This is a genomic window from Klebsiella sp. BIGb0149 (assembly GCF_004362605.1).
Lineage (GTDB): Bacteria > Pseudomonadota > Gammaproteobacteria > Enterobacterales > Enterobacteriaceae > Klebsiella > Klebsiella terrigena.
In genome coordinates, this window is record NZ_SNYG01000005.1 from 48,073 (window position 1) to 66,410 (window position 18,338).

The following is an 18,338-nucleotide window of genomic DNA, read 5'->3' on the forward strand; positions in this document are numbered from 1 at the left end:
AGTATTTCCTGAACAGTTAACCGATACCAACCGCTGCGCTTTTTGGCGCCGTTCTGTTATCTTAAATGGAAATACGAATCATGCGCATTACTATTTACACTAAAAATGACTGCGTTCAGTGCCATGCGACCAAGCGCGCCATGGAGAGCCGCGGGTTTGCCTTCGAGATGGTCAACATCGAGCACCATCCCGACGCCGCAGAGATGCTGCGCGAGCAGGGCTTTCGCCAGCTGCCGGTGGTGATTGCCGGCGAGACCCGCTGGTCCGGCTTCCGTCCGGATATGATTAATCGCCTGCATCCCGTCGCGGCGGCGAGCGCATGAGCCTCATCGTCTACTTCTCCAGCAGCTCCGAAAATACGCATCGGTTCGTCCAGCGTCTGGGGCTGCCCGCGGTGCGCATTCCGCTTAACGAGCGGGAGCGGATCCAGGTAGACGAACCCTATATCCTCATCGTCCCCAGCTACGGCGGCGGCGGAACCGCAGGCGCCGTGCCGCGCCAGGCGATCCGCTTTTTAAACGATCCCCACAATCGTCAGTTAATTCGTGGCGTCATCGCCGCAGGCAACCGCAACTTTGGCGACGCCTACGGCCGGGCCGGAGACGTTGTCGCGCAGAAATGCAGCGTGCCGTACCTCTATCGCTTTGAGCTGATGGGCACCCCACAAGATGTCGACAACGTGCGTAAAGGAGTAAGCGAATTTTGGCAACAACAACCGCAGAACGTCTAACCATAGAGGCGCCGGATTTCCACGCCCTCAACGCCATGCTGAATCTGTACGACAGCAGCGGGCGGATCCCGTTTGACAAGGACCGCCAGGCGGTGGACGCCTTTATGGCAACCCACGTCGGGGCTAACACCGTCTCTTTCGCCAGCCAGAACGATAAGCTGGAGTGGCTGGTGGCCGAAGGCTACTACGACGCCAGCGTGCTGGAGAGCTACGACCGCAGCTTTGTGCTGGCGCTCTTTGCCCACGCCGAGCGCCATAATTTTCGCTTCCAGACCTTTCTCGGCGCCTGGAAGTTCTACACCAGCTATACGCTGAAAACCTTCGACGGCAAACGCTACCTTGAACATTTCGCCGATCGCACCTGCATGGTGGCGCTGAGCCTGGCGCAGGGCGACGAAACCCTGGCCCGCCAGCTGACCGATGAGATCCTGAGCGGGCGCTTCCAGCCGGCGACCCCCACCTTCCTTAACGCCGGCAAGCAGCAGCGCGGGGAGCTGGTTTCCTGCTTCCTGCTGCGTATCGAAGACAACATGGAGTCGATTGGCCGGGCGGTGAACTCGGCGCTGCAGCTCTCAAAGCGCGGCGGCGGCGTGGCGTTTTTGCTGTCGAACCTGCGCGAAGCCGGGGCGCCGATTAAGCGCATCGAGAACCAGTCCTCGGGGGTGATCCCGGTGATGAAAATGCTGGAAGATGCCTTCTCCTACGCCAACCAGCTCGGCGCGCGCCAGGGCGCCGGGGCGGTCTATCTGCACGCGCATCATCCGGATATCCTGCGCTTCCTCGATACCAAGCGCGAAAACGCCGATGAGAAAATCCGCATCAAAACCCTGTCGCTCGGCGTCGTTATCCCGGACGTCACCTTCCAGCTGGCGAAAGACGACGCGCAGATGGCGCTGTTCTCGCCCTACGACGTCGAGCGGCTGTACGGTAAAGCGTTTGGCGATATCGCCGTCAGCGAGATGTACCCGCAGCTGGTCGCCGACGAGCGGGTCAGCAAGCGCTGGATCCGCGCCCGCGATCTGTTCCAGCGGCTGGCGGAGATTCAGTTTGAATCCGGCTACCCCTACATCATGTTTGAAGATACCGTCAACCGCGCCAACCCGATTGCCGGACGGGTCAACATGAGCAACCTGTGCTCGGAAATTTTGCAGGTCAACACCCCCTCGACCTTTGACGAAAACCTCGATTACGCCAGCGTCGGCCAGGATATCTCCTGCAACCTCGGCTCGTTAAATATCGCCCATACCATGGATTCGCCCGACTTTGCCCGCACGGTTGAAGTCGCCATTCGCGGCCTGACGGCGGTGTCCGATATGAGCGACATTCGCTCGGTGCCTTCGGTGGCGGCCGGCAACGCGGCCTCTCACGCCATCGGGCTGGGGCAGATGAATCTGCACGGCTATCTGGCGCGGGAGGGCATCGCCTACGGCAGCCCGGAGGGGCTGGACTTCACCAACCTCTATTTTTACACCGTGACCTGGCATGCGCTGCACACCTCGATGCTGATGGCGCGCGAGCGCGGCCAGCGTTTCGCCGGTTTCTCGCAATCGCGCTACGCCAGCGGGGAGTATTTCCAGCAGTATCTGCAGGGCGACTGGCAGCCGAAGACGGCGAAGGTCCGCGAGCTGTTCGCCCGCGCCGGCATCGTCCTGCCCGACCGCCAAATGTGGCAGCAGCTGCGCGAGGACGTGATGCGTTACGGGATCTATAACCGCAATCTGCAGGCGGTGCCGCCCACCGGCTCGATCTCCTATATCAACCACGCGACCTCGAGCATCCATCCGATCGTCTCGAAGATAGAGATCCGCAAAGAGGGCAAGACCGGGCGGGTTTACTATCCGGCCCCGTTTATGACCAACGACAACCTGGCCCTGTACCAGGATGCGTATGAGATTGGCCCGCAAAAAATTATCGACACCTACGCCGAGGCCACGCGACATGTCGATCAGGGGCTCTCTTTAACGCTCTTTTTCCCCGATACCGCCACCACCCGCGATATCAACCGGGCGCAGATCTACGCGTGGAAAAAAGGCATTAAGACGCTCTACTACATCCGCCTGCGCCAGCTGGCGCTCGAAGGTACCGAAATTGAGGGCTGCGTGTCCTGCGCGCTGTAAGGAGAACCCGATGACCCATCTATCGCGCATTAGCGCCATTAACTGGAATAAGATTCAGGACGACAAGGACCTGGAGGTGTGGAACCGCCTGACCAGCAACTTCTGGCTGCCGGAGAAGGTGCCGCTGTCCAACGATATCCCCGCGTGGCAGGCCCTCAGCCCGATGGAGCAGCAGCTGACTATCCGCGTTTTCACCGGCCTGACGCTGCTCGATACCATTCAGAATACCGCCGGCGCGCCGGCGCTGATGAACGACGCCCTCACCCCGCACGAGGAGGCGGTGATGTCGAATATCAGCTTTATGGAGGCGGTGCACGCCCGCTCCTACAGCTCGATTTTCTCCACCCTGTGCCAGACCAGGGACGTCGACGCCGCCTACGCCTGGAGCGAAGAGAACGCCCCGCTTCAGCGCAAAGCCGAGCTGATGCTGGAGTATTACCGGGCGGACGAGCCGCTGAAGAAGAAAATCGCCAGCGTCTTCCTCGAATCCTTCCTCTTCTATTCCGGATTCTGGCTGCCGATGTACTTCTCCAGCCGCGGCAAGCTGACCAACACCGCCGATCTGATTCGCCTGATCATCCGCGACGAGGCGGTGCACGGCTATTACATCGGCTACAAATATCAAAAGGGGCTGGAAAAAGTCAGCGCCGAAAAGCGGGAGGAGCTGAAGAATTTCGCCCTCGACCTGCTGATGGATCTCTACGATAACGAGCTGGCCTACACCCAGCAGCTGTACGCCGAAAGCGGCTGGGCTGAGGAGGTCACGGCCTTCCTGTGCTACAACGCCAACAAGGCGCTGATGAACCTGGGCTATGAGGCGCTGTTCCCGGCGGAAATGGCCGCGGTCAATCCGGCGATCCTCGCCGCGCTCTCGCCAAACGCCGATGAAAACCACGACTTTTTCTCTGGCTCAGGATCGTCCTACGTGATGGGTAAAACGGAAGAAACCGCCGACGCCGACTGGGACTTTTAACCTTACTTTCACCAGGAATATATTCACTCGATTCCTGGTGATCTATTTCACATTATTTCTATTCATCACACCATTATCCGTTCTGCTATTCTCGCGAAATCTTCCTGTCATATTCAGCCCAAACTCCGCAGTTTTGCCAATAATTACCAGGAGAATATTAAAAATATTACCGGTGCGAAATCAACGCTCAGCCCTTATATCACGGGGAATGCGCGGCATTGCTGCCGCGCCATATCCTCCCGCCGCGGACATTGAGGGTTGTCACAGAATCTGAGTATGTTAGGGTGTAAACAGGTAAATATCTCCACCAGGTACTATATCGACATAATACAAATAACGGGAAACTCTCTATTGCATGGCAATTAAATTAGAAATAAAGAATCTCTATAAGATATTTGGCGAGCATCCGCAGCGAGCGTTCAAATATATTGAAAAAGGATTTACTAAAGAACAACTGCTGGAAAAAACGGGGCTTTCACTTGGCGTAAAAGACGCCAGTCTGACCATTGAAGAAGGCGAGATATTCGTCATCATGGGGCTTTCCGGATCGGGAAAATCCACCATGGTTCGCCTTCTCAATCGCCTGATTGAACCCACCCGCGGACAGGTGCTGATTGATGGCGTCGATATTGCCAAAATCTCAGAATCCGAGCTGCGCGAGGTGCGCAGAAAAAAGATCGCAATGGTTTTTCAATCATTTGCGCTCATGCCGCACATGACCGTGCTGGACAACGCCGCCTTCGGCATGGAGCTGGCGGGCATGTCCGCCCAGCAGCGCCAGGAGAAAGCGCTGGAGGCGCTGCGCCAGGTCGGTCTGGAAAACTACGCTCACGCTTATCCGGATGAACTCTCCGGCGGGATGCGTCAACGCGTCGGCCTCGCCCGCGCGCTGGCGATTGACCCCGATATTCTGTTAATGGATGAAGCCTTCTCGGCCCTCGATCCCTTAATTCGCACCGAAATGCAGGATGAGCTGACCAAATTACAGGCCAAACATCAGCGCACCGTGGTCTTTATTTCCCACGATCTTGATGAAGCCATGCGCATCGGTGACCGGATTGCCATCATGCAAAATGGCGAAGTTATTCAGGTTGGTACTCCGGATGAAATCCTCAATAATCCGGCCAATGATTATGTGAAAACCTTCTTCCGCGGCGTCGATATTAGCCAGGTATTCAGCGCCAAGGATATTGCCCGCCGTAGCCCGGTAGGCTTAATTCGTAAAACGCCGGGCTTTGGCCCCCGTTCGGCGCTGAAATTACTCCAGGATGAAGACCGAGAATATGGCTATGTGATTGAGCGCGGTAATAAGTTTGTCGGCATTGTCTCCATTGATTCGCTGAAATCCGCGCTGAGCGAAGGTCAGGGAATTGACGCGGCGTTACTCGACTCCCCGCTGGCGGTGGATGCGCAAACGTCGCTGAGCGACCTGCTCTCCCACGTAGGCCAGGCACCGTGCGCGGTGCCGGTTGTGGATGAAGGGCAACAGTATATCGGCATCATTTCTAAACGAATGCTGCTGCAGGCTTTAGATCGCGAGGGGGCAAACAATGGCTGATCAATCTAACCCGTGGGATACCGCACCGGCGGCGGATAGCGCCGCACAATCTGCCGATGCCTGGGGCACGCCGGCCGCCGCGCCTGCCGATGGCGGCGGTGCCGACTGGCTGACCAGCGCCCCGGCGCCGCAGCCGGAACATTTCAACATCATGGACCCGTTCCATAAAACGCTGATCCCGCTGGACAGCTGGGTGACGCACGGTATCGACTGGATAGTGATGCACTTCCGCCCGCTGTTCCAGGGGATCCGCGTGCCGGTTGACTACATACTCAGTGCCTTCCAGCAGCTGCTGCTAGGGATGCCCGCGCCGGTGGCGATTGTGCTATTCGCCCTGATCGCCTGGCAGATCTCCAGCGTCGGCATGGGCGTCGCCACGCTGATCTCGCTGGTGGCCATCGGCGCTATCGGCGCCTGGTCGCAGGCGATGGTCACCCTGGCGCTGGTGCTGACCGCCCTGCTGTTCTGTATGCTGATCGGCCTGCCGCTGGGGATCTGGCTGGCGCGCAGCCCGCGCGCGGCCAAAATTATTCGTCCGCTGCTCGATGCCATGCAGACCACGCCGGCGTTCGTCTACCTGGTGCCCATCGTTATGCTGTTCGGGATTGGTAACGTTCCAGGCGTGGTGGTGACCATTATCTTTGCCCTGCCGCCCATCGTGCGTCTGACCATTCTGGGGATTAACCAGGTGCCGGCGGATCTGATTGAAGCCTCGCGCTCCTTCGGCGCCAGCCCGCGCCAGCTGCTGTTTAAAGTTCAGCTGCCGCTGGCGATGCCGACCATTATGGCCGGGGTCAACCAGACGCTGATGCTGGCGCTGTCGATGGTGGTTATCGCCTCGATGATCGCCGTCGGCGGCCTCGGCCAGATGGTGCTGCGCGGGATCGGCCGCCTGGATATGGGCCTGGCAAGCGTCGGCGGCGTCGGGATTGTTATCCTCGCCATCATTCTTGACCGCCTGACTCAGGCCGTTGGGCGCGATTCGCGCAGCCGCGGCAGCCGCCGCTGGTACACCACCGGCCCGCTGGGGCTAATCACCCGTCCCTTCAGTAAATAATCATCTCATCGCCCGGCGGCATTGCGCCTGCCGGGCCAGCAGTCATCCTTTCTTATTTATGAGGAACAACGATGCGACATACAGCGATTCTTGCCACAGCGTTCACCGCTCTCCTTTCTACCGGCGCCGTTGCCGCCGACCTGCCGGGTAAAGGCATCACCGTCAAACCGATTCAGAGCACCATCACCGAAGAGACCTTCCAGACCCTGCTGGTCAGCCGCGCGCTGGAGAAGCTGGGCTACACCGTCGATAAGCCGAGCGAAGTTGACTACAACGTCGGCTACACCTCGCTCGCCTCCGGCGACGCCACCTTTACCGCCGTTAACTGGCAGCCGCTGCATGACGACATGTACGCCGCGGCAGGCGGTGACAAGAGCTTCTACCGCGAAGGCGTTTTTGTGAACGGCGCGGCGCAGGGCTACCTGATTGATAAGAAAACCGCCGAGCAGTATCACATTAAATCTATCGATCAGCTGAAAGACCCGAAAATCGCCAAACTGTTTGATACCAACGGCGACGGTAAGGCCGATCTCACCGGCTGTACGCCGGGCTGGGGCTGTGAAGCGGTGATTAACCACCAGCTTGATGCCTATGGCCTGAGCAACACCGTGGTGCACAACCAGGGTAACTATGCCGCGATGATGGCCGATACCATCGCTCGCTATAAAGAAGGCAAGCCGGTGATTTATTACACCTGGACGCCGTACTGGGTCAGCGACGTGCTGAAGCCGGGTAAAGACGTGGTCTGGCTGCAGGTACCGTTCTCCTCCCTGCCGGGCGTGCAGAAGAACATCGATACCAAACTGGCTAACGGCGCCAACTACGGCTTCCCGGTGAGCACCATGCACATTGTGGCCAACAAAGCCTGGGCCGAGAAAAACCCGGCGGCGGCGAAGCTGTTCAGCATCATGAAGCTGCCGATTGCCGACATTAACGCCGAGAATGCGATGATGCACGAAGGTCACGCTTCAGAAGCGGATATCCAGGGCCACGTTGACGGCTGGATCAAAGCCCACCAGCAGCAGTTTGACGGCTGGCTGAAAGAGGCGCTGGCGGCGCAGAAATAATCCGCCTTCGTCAGATTGCCATGCAGCTCCGGCGCGCATCACGCCGCCGGAGGTTCCCGGGTTTCGCCTTCTGCGCCCTGCCCGGGCACCGCTTCTCTTTCGCTATTCCACAAAACCACCTCCGCTCCTGCCGCCTCACTATCTCCCGTCACGCATGTGCGCTAACCTACGAACCGGCAAAGAGATTTTATTCCTGGCTAGAGGTTTAACGTATCAATTGTAGTCAATAATTCATTTGATTTATTTGTCACAATAGTTATTATATCGGCTGTAATTAATGAGGTCATACCCAAATGGATAGTTCGTTTACTCCCATTGAGCAAATGCTCAAATTCCGCGCCAGCCGTCACGAAGATTTCCCTTTCCAGGAGATTCTGTTAACTCGCCTCTGCATGCACATGCAAGGTAAGCTACTGGAAAATCGCAATAAAATGCTGAAAGCGCAGGGAATTAACGAGACATTATTTATGGCGCTGATCACCCTGGAATCTCAGGAAAACCACAGCATTCAGCCCTCCGAGCTGAGCTGCGCCCTGGGGTCGTCACGCACCAACGCCACCCGCATTGCCGACGAGCTGGAAAAACGCGGCTGGATTGAACGCCGTGAAAGCGATAACGATCGCCGCTGTCTGCATCTGCAGCTTACCGACAAAGGTCATCAGTTTTTGCGCGAGGTTCTGCCTCCGCAGCATAACTGCCTGCATCAGCTCTGGTCTTCTTTAAGCACCAGCGAAAAAGATCAGCTCGAGCACATCACCCGTAAACTGCTTGGTCGTCTTGACCAGATGGAAGAAAACGGCGTGCTTGCGGAGTCGCTGCGCCAGGCGTAGCACCGCTCGAAATCTTTCTGAATTGACAAGGAAAAACAGACCAGGCCAGCAGATCTTCTGCTGGCCTTTCTGATAAACAGGTCGGCCCAGCCGATGTGAAATAATAAGATCGTGGAGAATAACATGAGCGCAAATGCGGAGAGCCAAATCCCGCAGCAACCGGGCAGCAAGAAAGGGAAGCGCAAGGGTGCCCTTCTGCTGCTGACATTGCTCTTTATTATTGTTGCCGTGGCATACGGGATTTATTGGTTTTTGGTACTGCGTCATTATGAAGAGACCGATGACGCCTATGTGGCAGGGAATCAGGTTCAAATCATGGCGCAGGTGTCCGGCAGCGTGACGAAAGTCTGGGCCGACAACACCGATTTTGTGCAGAAAGGCGATCCTCTGGTCACCCTCGACCGGACTGATGCCCAGCAGGCGTTTGAGAAAGCGCAGACCCAGCTGGCCGCCAGCGTGCGTCAAACCCGTCAGTCGATGATCAACAGCAAGCAGCTGCAGGCCAATATCGACGTCAAAAAAACCGCGCTCTCGCAGGCGCAAACCGACCTCAACCGCCGCATTCCTCTGGGCGCCGCTAACCTGATCGGCCGCGAGGAGCTCCAGCACGCTCGCGATACCGTCGCCAGCGCCCAGGCCGAGCTCGACGTGGCGGTGCAGCAGTTTAACGCCAACCAGGCCATCGTTCTGGGGACCCGCCTCGAGCAGCAGCCTGCCGTTCTGCAGGCGGCCACCGACGTCCGTAACGCCTGGCTGGCCCTGCAGCGTACGCAGATCGTCAGCCCGATTAGCGGCTACGTTTCCCGTCGTGCAGTGCAGCCCGGCGCGCAGATAAGCCCGACCACCCCGCTGATGGCGGTCGTGCCGGCAACCAATCTGTGGGTCGACGCCAACTTTAAAGAGACCCAGCTGGCGCATATGCGCATCGGCCAGCCGGCCACCGTCGTCAGCGATATCTACGGCGACGAGGTGAAATACACCGGTAAGGTCGTAGGGCTGGATATGGGGACCGGCAGCGCCTTCTCCCTGCTGCCGGCGCAGAACGCCACCGGGAACTGGATTAAAGTCGTCCAGCGTCTGCCGGTACGTATCGAGCTCGATGAGAAACAGCTGGCGGAGCACCCGCTGCGTATTGGCCTCTCTACGCTGGTTGAGGTGGATACCACCAACCGCGACGGCCAGGTGCTGGCTAACCAGACGCGTAAAGACCCGGCTTATGAAAGCAATGCCCGTGAAATCGCCCTTGAGCCGGTGAATAAACTGATCGACGGCATCATCCAGGCTAACGCCGGATAATTCGGGGTGAGCGTAATGCAACAGCAAAAACCGCTGGAGGGCGCGCAGCTGGTCATCATGACCATCGCGCTGTCGCTTGCGACCTTCATGCAGGTGCTGGACTCCACGATCGCCAACGTGGCTATCCCAACCATCGCCGGTAACCTTGGCTCGTCTCTGAGCCAGGGCACCTGGGTGATTACCTCGTTTGGGGTGGCCAACGCCATCTCCATTCCGATAACCGGCTGGCTGGCAAAACGCGTGGGTGAAGTGAAGCTGTTCCTGTGGTCGACGGTGGCATTTGCCATCGCCTCCTGGGCCTGCGGCATGTCCAACAGCCTGACGATGCTGATTTTCTTCCGCGTGATTCAGGGGATCGTCGCCGGTCCGCTGATCCCGCTATCGCAGAGCCTGCTGCTCAACAACTACCCGCCGGCAAAACGCTCCATCGCCCTGGCGCTGTGGTCGATGACGGTTATCGTGGCGCCCATCTGCGGGCCGATCCTCGGCGGCTATATCAGCGACAACTACCACTGGGGCTGGATATTCTTTATCAACGTCCCGATCGGCGTTGCGGTGGTGATCATGACGCTGCAAACCCTGCGCAGCCGCGAAACCCGCACCGAGCAGCGGCGCATCGACGGCGTCGGGCTGGCGCTGCTGGTGATTGGTATCGGCAGCCTGCAGGTGATGCTCGATCGCGGCAAGGAGCTGGACTGGTTCGCCTCCACGGAGATTGTCGTCCTGACGGTGGTGGCGGTGGTGGCCATCAGCTTCCTGATCGTCTGGGAGCTTACCGATGAGAACCCGATAGTCGACCTTTCGCTATTTAAGTCGCGAAACTTCACTATCGGCTGCCTGTGCATCAGCCTCGCCTATATGCTCTACTTCGGCGCTATCGTTCTGCTGCCGCAGCTGCTGCAGGAGGTCTACGGCTACACCGCGACCTGGGCGGGCCTGGCGTCGGCGCCGGTGGGGGTGATCCCGGTTATCCTCTCGCCGATCATCGGCCGCTTTGCCCATAAGCTCGATATGCGTCGGCTGGTGACCTTCAGCTTTATCATGTATGCGGTGTGCTTCTACTGGCGCGCATGGACCTTCGAACCGGGGATGGACTTCGGCGCCTCGGCATGGCCGCAGTTTATCCAGGGCTTCGCGGTGGCCTGCTTCTTTATGCCGCTGACCACCATCACCCTGTCCGGCCTGCCGGCGGAGCGGCTGGCGGCGGCCTCGAGCCTGTCGAACTTCACCCGTACGCTGGCGGGCTCTATCGGGACCTCGATAACCACCACCATGTGGACCAACCGCGAGGCGCTGCACCACGCGCAGCTCACCGAGTCGGTCACGCCCTACAACCCTAACGCCCAGCAGATGTATGACCAGCTGCAGGGGCTGGGGATGACCCAGCAGCAGGCGTCCGGCTGGATAGCCCAGCAGATAACCAACCAGGGGCTGATTATTTCCGCTAACGAAATATTCTGGGTCTCGGCGGGGATCTTTATCCTGCTGTTAGGCCTGGTGTGGTTTGCCCGACCGCCGTTCAGCGCGGGCGGCGGCGGAGGCGGTGCGCACTAGCGTTAATACTAAGGGATCTGCGGATCCCTTTTTTATTGGCCGATAAAAACGCCTGCCTGTCCAGTTTGCGCTAGCTTCTGTCCACTGCGCTAAAGCGCCCCGCTCTCCTTGTCGTGCAGGATAGAGATCCAACTCAAGGAGCTCATCATGCTGAAAAATCCTCACCAAAAGTATCGCCCCTCGCCGGTGATATCCTTGCCCGACCGCCGCTGGCCGGACCGGCAAATTGCCCACGCGCCGCGCTGGCTCTCTACCGACCTGCGCGACGGCAACCAGGCGCTGGCGGAGCCGATGGACGGCGCGCGCAAGCTGCAGTTCTGGAACCTGCTGCTGGAGTGTGGATTCAAAGAGATTGAAGTCGCCTTCCCGTCCGCATCGCAGACCGATTTCAACTTCGTTCGCCAGCTGATTGAGGAGCAGCGTATCCCCGAGGACGTCACCATTCAGGTGCTGACCCAGGCGCGGGAGGATTTAATCCTGCGCACCTTCGAATCGCTGCGCGACGCCCACAGCGCCACCGTGCATCTGTATAACGCCACCGCGCCGCTGTTTCGCCGGCTGGTCTTCGGTATGGAAAAAGCGCAGGTGGTTGAGCTGGCGACCCGCGCCACCCGGCTGATCCGCCAGCAGTGCGAACGGCAGCCGCAAACGCGCTGGCAGTATGAGTATTCGCCGGAAACCTTCTGCTTTACCGAGCCGGAGTTTGCGCTGGAGATCTGCGAAGCGGTGGCGGACATCTGGCAGCCCTGCGCCGAACGCCCGATGATCATCAACCTGCCCGCCACCGTGGAGGTCAACACCCCCAACGTCTATGCCGATCAAATTGAGTATTTTTGCCGTCACTTCTCGCGACGCGCCGACGTCTGCATCAGCGTCCACCCGCATAACGACCGCGGAACCGGCGTTGCCAGCGCCGAGCTGGCGGTGATGGCCGGCGCCGATCGCGTTGAAGGCTGCCTGTTTGGCAACGGCGAGCGCACCGGCAACGTCTGTCTGGTCACCCTCGCCATGAATCTCTACAGCCAGGGCGTCGATCCTCAGCTCACCTTCCCGGAGATGAAGCGGGTCGTGGAGATTGTCGAGAGCTGCAACCAGCTGCCGGTTCACCCGCGCCATCCGTGGGCGGGAAGCCTCGCCTATACCGCATTTTCCGGCTCGCATCAGGATGCGATTAAGAAAGGTTTCGACGCCCGTCGGCCCGGTGAAGTTTGGCAGATGCCCTACCTGCCCGTCGACCCGCAGGATATTGGCTGCAGCTATGAGGCGGTTATCCGCGTCAACAGCCAGTCGGGTAAGAGCGGCAGCGCATGGCTGATTGAGCAGAACCACGGCTTAAAGCTGCCGCGCATGCTGCAGCAGGATTTCAGCCTGCACGTGCAGCGCGAAACCGATAGCCACGGCAAGGAGATGACGCAAAACGCCCTGTGGCAGCTGTTTCGCGAGCGCTACGGCCTGGTGGCTGCACCGCCGCTGGCGCTGCTGGACTATAAAAGCGACGGCCAGCAGGACGGCCAGCTCTCGCTGCAGGCGACGCTCAGGGCATGCGGAGAGACCCGCAGGCTGCAGGGGCGCGGCAACGGGCTGCTCTCTGCCGCGGCAAGCGGGCTGAGCGCGCTGCTTAAGCAACAGTTTGTGATTAAGGATTATCACGAGCATACCCTCGGCGAGCGCAGCGACAGCCGTTCGGTGGCCTATATCCGCTGCGTCTTCCCGAATGGCGACAGCCGCTGGGGGGTCGGGATCGATAACGATGTCGCCCGCGCCTCGCTGCAGGCGCTGTGCAATGCGCTCAGCGGCGGCGATCGCTACGGCGAGCGGAAGTAATCGCTGGGGGCCATCCCCATCACCCGGCGGAACATGGCGCTGAAGGCGCTGTGGCTGCCGTAGCCAAGGTCCAGCGCCACCCGCAGGACCGACTGCCCCTGCGCCAGGCGCACCAGCGCTTCCATCAGCTTCGCCCGGCGCACCCATTCGCTCCAGGTCAGCGTGGTCTGCTGCTGGAAGTGGCGGTTGAGCGTCCGCTCGCTCATATTGCTCTCTTTTGCCGCCTGGAGGCTGCTCCAGGCCTCGCCAGGCGCTTCGCGGACCTTTTGGCACAGCCGGCGCAGCGCCTCACTTTGCGGCTCGATCAGGCCAAACGGCAGCACGGTCATGCCGCGGATCTCATCAAGAATTAACTCATAGACGCGCTCGTCGCGGCTGCCGGGATCGTAGCGTTCCGCCAGCGTCAGCGAGGTGACGATCAGCTCGCGCAGCAGCGGGGAGATCTGCACGATCTGGCACGATGACGGCAGATCGGCGCGGGCAAGGGGATCGATAAACAGCGTGCGCGCCGCGACTGCGCCGGTGATCCGCAGCGCGTGGGGCGTACCCGCCGGCAGCCAAACGCCGCGCCCCGGCGGGACGACCCAGTAGCCAGCCGGCGTCTCAACCCGCACCACGCCGCTCAGGATATGCAGCAGCTGGACGCAGTCGTGCTGATGCCACGGCTCGCTATCGCCATGGGCGTAATCATGGGCAAAGGGCACCAGGGAGCGATGCTGAAAGGAGAAGCGGGAAGTCGTCGACATCGCGGCGTGAGGATATCGGCCCGACGCTATCGCCGGGCCGTGGCAGAAGAACTAGATATGCAGTTCTTGCAGCGTTTCTTTCGGCAGCGCCAGCTCGTCATTGCTGTTGATGCGTACGTCGTGCTCAAGAATATGACGCGCGATGTCCTGAGCTTCTTCCAGCGAGTGCATGGTGTAGGTACCGCACTGGTAAACGTTGAGCTCAGGGATCTGGCTCTGCTCTTTTACCTTCAGCACGTCGGCCATTGCCGCTTTCCAGGCATCCGCTACGCGCTGCTCGTCCGGCGTACCGATCAGGCTCATATAGAAGCCCGTGCGGCAGCCCATCGGAGAGATATCGATAATTTCCACACCCTTACCGTTGAGATGGTCGCGCATAAAGCCCGCGAACAGGTGCTCAAGCGTGTGAATGCCTCTTTCCGGCATCACTTCCTGATTCGGTATGCAAAAACGCAGATCGAAAACGGTAATTTCATCGCCGTGCGGCGTGTTCATTTTCTTCGCGACGCGCACCGCAGGGGCTTCCATTCGGGTATGGTCGACTGTGAAACTATCTAACAACGGCATTCTTCACCTCCGATAGTGATTTTTTTTAAAATAAAATGAACTCTTTTTACACCCGCTAGTCTGAGTATGTGAAAGACGCGCATTTATTATCATCATCATCCCTGAATCAGAGATGAAAGTTTGGCCACATTGATGTGGCCTTTTTCTTTTGTACCGCTTTTTGCTACGCGTGTCTCGCTAACAGAGCGCTAAACGGTTCGCTATCTTCCGCTTCTACCTTCTGCTGACGCACGGCTGACGCTTCACGCTCGGTAATGAAATCCTCTTCGCGTAAAATCTCCAGCGGCTCTTCCCGCAGCATCGTACGATACCGATCGGCCAGCTCCTTACCGGTGCCGCCAATCCCTTCTTCAAGCATAGAACGCAGAATGCGCGCCGAGAAAGTTAATTCCGGATCGTCGAAGCTGGCAACCAGCTCATCGCACACCTGCTGATAGGCGTCGCCGCCGTGAATGCCGTCCAGAATCTGCGCAACGCGGCGCAAATCACGGAACAGGTCTTTACCCACCTTAGCCAGCGGGAACTGCGCGCTTTCGCAGCCAATTCCCAGCGTCAGGCCCGGCTTACGCCCTTCAAGAATCACCCGATTCCAGTTAGTGCGCGTACACAGCAGCTCGTCGCTGCTCATTTCTGGCGCATCGGCCAGCACGCACCAGACCATAAACAGATCGAGGAAGCGCACCTGCTGCTCGTCAACGCCAATCGGCGAGAACGGGTTGATATCCAGTGAACGAACTTCGATATATTCGATTCCGCCGCGCAGCAGCGCGTCAGACGGCGTCTCGCCGCTGCGGGTCACGCGTTTCGGGCGGATTGGCGCATAGAGCTCGTTTTCAATCTGCAGAATATTACTGTTAATTTGCAGGTACTTGCCGTCTTTCTCGAGGCCAATTTCCGCATACTCCTGCGACGGGGTTTTAATCGCCCGCTTCAATCCTGCCACATACTCCTGCAGATCGTTAAACGTAATTCCGAGATTGCTTTGCGACTTATTGGTATAGCCGAGGTCGCTCAGGCGCAGGGAGGTTGCGTACGGCAGGTAATACATGCCGTTTTCCGCTTTCTCAAACGGCAGCGTGGTCGGTTTCCCCTGCAGGAAAGAGGAGCAAATCGCCGGGGAAGCGCCGAACAGATACGGGATCACCCAGCCAAAGCGGTAGTAGTTGCGGATTGAGCGGAAATAGCCCGCCGAAATGGCCTCTTTCCCGCTTTCCTCGTCCTCAACGCCGCACTTCGCCTGCCAGAACGCCATCGGCAGAGAGAAGTTATAGTGCACGCCGGAGATGGTTTGCATCAGCGCGCCGTAGCGGTTTTTCAGCCCTTCACGATACAGCGTCTTCAGACGGCCGATATTCGAGGTGCCGTACTGCGCCAGCTCGATGTCCTGGCCCGGAGCAATATAGCAGGGCATGCTCAGCGGCCACATCCGCTCATCGCCGATATGGCGGGCGGTATAGCGATGAACATCGCGCATAAAAGTCAGCATGTGCTGAATATCGCCATCAACCGGCGTAATAAACTCCAGCAAAGCTTCGGCAAAATCGGTGGTAATCCATTTATGGGTCAGCGCCGAACCCAATGCCTGAGGATGGCCGGTAGTGGCCAGCGAGCCATCGGCGTTAACGCGCAGCGTTTCGCGCTCAAGGCCGCGATGAATGCCCTTTAGCGCCTGCGGATTTTTTTCCAGCCAGGCCAGCGCCTGTGATACGTCCGGGATCAATTTGACCTCCCGCCTGTCGAAATCATTTGAATAAGCATAATTGTAATGGTGACCATCCAGGTTATTCCAGCAAAGGTTATTGTTACCGCCTGCCGGGAGTGCCTCAGCTCCACAATTAGTGCCACCATGTCATGCCCTGAAGCGTGACCAGCGCAATGACGATATAGCGTAGCGCTTTACCAAGGCATAAAAAAAAGAGCACTGGTCCCCAGGAAATGCGCATCCATCCCGCCAGTAAACACAGCAAATCGCCGATCACCGGCGTCCAGCTTAATAATAATGTGACCGCGCCGTAGCGCTTTAGCCAGCCGGATGCCCTCTCCTGCCAGCGCGACGTTTTGCGCAGCGGAAACAGGCGCCCCAGAATAACGTTAGTTACCCCTCCAAGGCTATTGCCGATTGTTGCTATTAATACCAGCGCCCACGGTTGGCTCGCTCCCGTAAGCAGCATAGCAACCAGCACAACTTCCGAGTTACCGGGAAGCAGCGTGGCGCTGAGAAAGCTACTGGCAAACAGCGATATCAGCGATAGCGCGTCGCTCACAGCAGCCGAACGTCGACAGCATCCATCCCCGCGCGCTGTGCGGCCTGCAGACCAAAGTCAGCGTCTTCAAACACCACGCATTTTTCCGGCGCAACGCCCATGCGCTCGGCGCACAGCAGGAAGGTATCGGGAGCAGGCTTGTGGTTGGTGACGTGATCGGCGGCAATCACCGCTGAGAAGTAGTGACGCAGGCCGAGATGGGCCAGCAGAGCCTCCGCAACGGCGCTTTCGCTGCCGGTGCCAACCGACATCGGCCGGCGGCCGTGCCACTCTTTTACCACCTCAATCAGCGGTAAGGGGCGCACGCTATCCAGCAGCATCGCCTTGACGGCGTTGGTTTTCTCCAAAGCCAGGCGATGGGGGTCTAAATCCGCCTGGTTCATTTCGATAATCACCTGGGCAATACGCCAGGTTGGAGAACCGTTGAGCGCGACCATCGCCTGCTCGTCGAAACGCATTCCGTAACGACCCAGAACCTCGTGCCAGGCCTTACGATGCGTCGGCTCGGTATCAAGGATAGTGCCATCCATATCAAAGATAAGTCCTGCGTAGCGTTCGTACATCGTGTTCTCACAAACCGGTTAGGGAAAGATTACTTTATCGCAAAAGGCGCATATTGTCGCGGGCGGAGGCGGGGGCAGAAGCAGCAAAGGCGCCACGGGGCGCCTTTATCATAGCGGTGCACCGGCTTATTTGATTTTCAAATCATTCTCAACCAAACGAACGCCCTGCACTCTGCGGGTCACCTCTACGGCGCGATTAGCATCGGTCTGCGACGAAACAAAGCCGCTCAGCTGAACGCGGCCTTTGAAGGTCTGCACGCTAATTTCAGAGGATTTAATCTCTTTTTCGTTAAACAGCGCGGTTTTGACTTTGGTGGTCACGACGGTGTCGTCGATATAGCCGCCGGTACTTTCCTTCGTGGCCGATCCGGCACAGCCAGCCAGAGATACGGCAACCAGAAGCGTCGCGCAAAAGGCAGGTATTGCTTTGAACCATTTCATGGATTTCTCTCCTTGCACTCATCTCACCCGAATCAGGTCGATATACAGGGGTAAATTATAGTGGAAAGAGCAACTTGCCAATATTAAAAAGTGCGCAAGAGCGTGCTGAAACGGCTAAGCGACGGCGGCTGACGGGGTGGTTGGGCGACAAGGTTTTCGAACGCGGGACTATTTTGCAGACCGTGGAACAATTGTGTCAGGGTTATTTCGGGACAAGATGGTGCATCCGGGAGGATGACTTACTGGGCTCGCCCTGCGGGCCGTCGCTTATGCGACGTTATCCTCCCTGGTGCTGGCGGTTTTTTCGCAGACCATGAAGCAATAATGTTGGGGTTAGTTCAGGAGAAGATGGTGCATCCGGGAGGATTCGAACCTCCGACCGCTCGGTTCGTAGCCGAGTACTCTATCCAGCTGAGCTACGGATGCATCAGGGGGAACTTCTTTACTACGTTAACTTCCCTGGCGCTGGCGACTATCTCGCAGACCTTGAAACAACAGAATGGCTGTTATCTCGGAGAAGATGGTGCATCCGGGAGGATGACTCACTGGGTTCGCCCTACGGGCCGTCGCTTATGCGACGTTATCCTCCCTGGTACTGGCGATTATCTCGCAGACCATGAAACAACAGAATAGCTGTTATCTCGAAGAAGATGGTGCATCCGGGAGGATTCGAACCTCCGACCGCTCGGTTCGTAGCCGAGTACTCTATCCAGCTGAGCTACGGATGCATCAGGGAGAACTTCTTTACTAC

At 58.4% G+C, this 18,338-nt stretch carries 17 protein-coding genes and 2 tRNA genes; 11 read left to right on the top strand and 8 right to left on the bottom strand.

Features of this window, described 5'->3' with window-relative positions:
• The first annotated feature begins 80 nt into the window (after window positions 1–80).
• The 11 genes from nrdH (at window position 81) to leuA (ending at window position 13,006) form a co-directional block, all read left to right on the top strand.
• The gene (nrdH, locus tag EDF75_RS17535) at window positions 81–323 is read left to right on the top strand and encodes a glutaredoxin-like protein NrdH (protein ID WP_133600319.1); all 243 of its coding nucleotides are present in this window, start codon (window positions 81–83) and stop codon (window positions 321–323) included.
• Complete coding sequence (gene nrdI, locus EDF75_RS17540; RefSeq protein WP_045857737.1) at window positions 320–730, top strand: class Ib ribonucleoside-diphosphate reductase assembly flavoprotein NrdI; 411 nt, start codon at window positions 320–322, stop codon at window positions 728–730. Before nrdH ends, nrdI begins: the two co-directional genes overlap by 4 nt.
• On the top strand, window positions 703–2,847 hold the full coding sequence (gene nrdE, locus EDF75_RS17545) for a class 1b ribonucleoside-diphosphate reductase subunit alpha (protein ID WP_133600320.1): 2,145 nt from the start codon (window positions 703–705) through the stop codon (window positions 2,845–2,847). The genes nrdI and nrdE overlap by 28 nt, the downstream gene beginning before the upstream one ends.
• 10 nt (window positions 2,848–2,857) lie before the next feature.
• Complete coding sequence (nrdF, locus tag EDF75_RS17550) at window positions 2,858–3,820, top strand: class 1b ribonucleoside-diphosphate reductase subunit beta (protein ID WP_123708537.1); 963 nt, start codon at window positions 2,858–2,860, stop codon at window positions 3,818–3,820.
• 355 nt (window positions 3,821–4,175) lie between these two features.
• Window positions 4,176–5,378 carry a glycine betaine/L-proline ABC transporter ATP-binding protein ProV gene (gene proV / locus EDF75_RS17555; RefSeq protein WP_133600321.1) on the top strand — a complete coding sequence of 401 codons (1,203 nt, stop codon included), beginning with the start codon at window positions 4,176–4,178 and terminating at the stop codon, window positions 5,376–5,378.
• Entirely contained in the window at window positions 5,371–6,435 is a 1,065-nt protein-coding gene (proW, locus tag EDF75_RS17560) for a glycine betaine/L-proline ABC transporter permease ProW (RefSeq protein WP_133600322.1), read from the top strand. Before proV ends, proW begins: the two co-directional genes overlap by 8 nt.
• A 71-nt stretch (window positions 6,436–6,506) precedes the next feature.
• Window positions 6,507–7,502, top strand: a complete 996-nt coding sequence (proX, locus tag EDF75_RS17565) for a glycine betaine/L-proline ABC transporter substrate-binding protein ProX (protein ID WP_133600323.1) — start codon at window positions 6,507–6,509, stop codon at window positions 7,500–7,502.
• A gap of 293 nt (window positions 7,503–7,795) precedes the next feature.
• Window positions 7,796–8,332: a transcriptional repressor MprA gene (gene mprA, locus EDF75_RS17570; protein WP_133600324.1), complete on the top strand. Its 537-nt coding sequence runs from the start codon at window positions 7,796–7,798 to the stop codon at window positions 8,330–8,332.
• Between the two features lie 123 nt (window positions 8,333–8,455).
• The gene (gene emrA, locus EDF75_RS17580; protein WP_133600326.1) at window positions 8,456–9,628 is read left to right on the top strand and encodes a multidrug efflux MFS transporter periplasmic adaptor subunit EmrA; all 1,173 of its coding nucleotides are present in this window, start codon (window positions 8,456–8,458) and stop codon (window positions 9,626–9,628) included.
• Between the two features lie 15 nt (window positions 9,629–9,643).
• On the top strand, window positions 9,644–11,182 hold the full coding sequence (gene emrB / locus EDF75_RS17585; protein WP_133600327.1) for a multidrug efflux MFS transporter permease subunit EmrB: 1,539 nt from the start codon (window positions 9,644–9,646) through the stop codon (window positions 11,180–11,182).
• A gap of 147 nt (window positions 11,183–11,329) precedes the next feature.
• Window positions 11,330–13,006, top strand: a complete 1,677-nt coding sequence (gene leuA, locus EDF75_RS17590; protein WP_133600328.1) for a 2-isopropylmalate synthase — start codon at window positions 11,330–11,332, stop codon at window positions 13,004–13,006.
• On the opposite strand, the gene EDF75_RS17595 is transcribed toward leuA, so the two are convergent.
• The 8 genes from EDF75_RS17595 to EDF75_RS17630 form a co-directional block, all read right to left on the bottom strand.
• Complete coding sequence (locus tag EDF75_RS17595; RefSeq protein ID WP_133600329.1) at window positions 12,988–13,752, bottom strand: AraC family transcriptional regulator; 765 nt, start codon at window positions 13,750–13,752, stop codon at window positions 12,988–12,990. The genes leuA and EDF75_RS17595 overlap by 19 nt on opposite strands.
• Before the next feature lie 51 nt (window positions 13,753–13,803).
• Window positions 13,804–14,319 carry an S-ribosylhomocysteine lyase gene (luxS, locus tag EDF75_RS17600; RefSeq protein ID WP_133600330.1) on the bottom strand — a complete coding sequence of 172 codons (516 nt, stop codon included), beginning with the start codon at window positions 14,317–14,319 and terminating at the stop codon, window positions 13,804–13,806.
• Between the two features lie 163 nt (window positions 14,320–14,482).
• Window positions 14,483–16,039, bottom strand: coding sequence for a glutamate--cysteine ligase (gshA, locus tag EDF75_RS17605; protein ID WP_133600331.1), 1,557 nt, complete (start codon window positions 16,037–16,039; stop codon window positions 14,483–14,485).
• A gap of 115 nt (window positions 16,040–16,154) precedes the next feature.
• Window positions 16,155–16,583: a YqaA family protein gene (locus EDF75_RS17610; protein ID WP_041146862.1), complete on the bottom strand. Its 429-nt coding sequence runs from the start codon at window positions 16,581–16,583 to the stop codon at window positions 16,155–16,157.
• Window positions 16,580–17,146, bottom strand: a complete 567-nt coding sequence (gene yqaB / locus EDF75_RS17615; protein WP_133600332.1) for a fructose-1-phosphate/6-phosphogluconate phosphatase — start codon at window positions 17,144–17,146, stop codon at window positions 16,580–16,582. The genes EDF75_RS17610 and yqaB overlap by 4 nt, the downstream gene beginning before the upstream one ends.
• Window positions 17,147–17,272: 126 nt before the next feature.
• Complete coding sequence (locus EDF75_RS17620) at window positions 17,273–17,587, bottom strand: BON domain-containing protein (RefSeq protein WP_123708546.1); 315 nt, start codon at window positions 17,585–17,587, stop codon at window positions 17,273–17,275.
• 349 nt (window positions 17,588–17,936) lie between these two features.
• A tRNA-Arg gene (locus EDF75_RS17625) sits at window positions 17,937–18,013 on the bottom strand.
• A 225-nt stretch (window positions 18,014–18,238) separates the two neighbouring features.
• A tRNA-Arg gene (locus tag EDF75_RS17630) sits at window positions 18,239–18,315 on the bottom strand.
• Window positions 18,316–18,338: the final 23 nt, after the last annotated feature.

Bases quoted from the DNA above. Each gene is read 5' to 3' on its own strand.
- nrdH (WP_133600319.1), top strand. From the start codon at position 81: ATGCGCATTACTATTTACACTAAAAATGACTGCGTTCAGTGCCATGCG.
- nrdI (WP_045857737.1), top strand. From the start codon at position 320: ATGAGCCTCATCGTCTACTTCTCCAGCAGCTCCGAAAATACGCATCGG.
- nrdF (WP_123708537.1), top strand. From the start codon at position 2,858: ATGACCCATCTATCGCGCATTAGCGCCATTAACTGGAATAAGATTCAG.
- proV (WP_133600321.1), top strand. From the start codon at position 4,176: ATGGCAATTAAATTAGAAATAAAGAATCTCTATAAGATATTTGGCGAG.
- proW (WP_133600322.1), top strand. From the start codon at position 5,371: ATGGCTGATCAATCTAACCCGTGGGATACCGCACCGGCGGCGGATAGC.
- proX (WP_133600323.1), top strand. From the start codon at position 6,507: ATGCGACATACAGCGATTCTTGCCACAGCGTTCACCGCTCTCCTTTCT.
- mprA (WP_133600324.1), top strand. From the start codon at position 7,796: ATGGATAGTTCGTTTACTCCCATTGAGCAAATGCTCAAATTCCGCGCC.
- emrA (WP_133600326.1), top strand. From the start codon at position 8,456: ATGAGCGCAAATGCGGAGAGCCAAATCCCGCAGCAACCGGGCAGCAAG.
- emrB (WP_133600327.1), top strand. From the start codon at position 9,644: ATGCAACAGCAAAAACCGCTGGAGGGCGCGCAGCTGGTCATCATGACC.
- leuA (WP_133600328.1), top strand. From the start codon at position 11,330: ATGCTGAAAAATCCTCACCAAAAGTATCGCCCCTCGCCGGTGATATCC.
- EDF75_RS17595 (WP_133600329.1), bottom strand. From the start codon at position 13,752: ATGTCGACGACTTCCCGCTTCTCCTTTCAGCATCGCTCCCTGGTGCCC.
- luxS (WP_133600330.1), bottom strand. From the start codon at position 14,319: ATGCCGTTGTTAGATAGTTTCACAGTCGACCATACCCGAATGGAAGCC.
- yqaB (WP_133600332.1), bottom strand. From the start codon at position 17,146: ATGTACGAACGCTACGCAGGACTTATCTTTGATATGGATGGCACTATC.
- EDF75_RS17620 (WP_123708546.1), bottom strand. From the start codon at position 17,587: ATGAAATGGTTCAAAGCAATACCTGCCTTTTGCGCGACGCTTCTGGTT.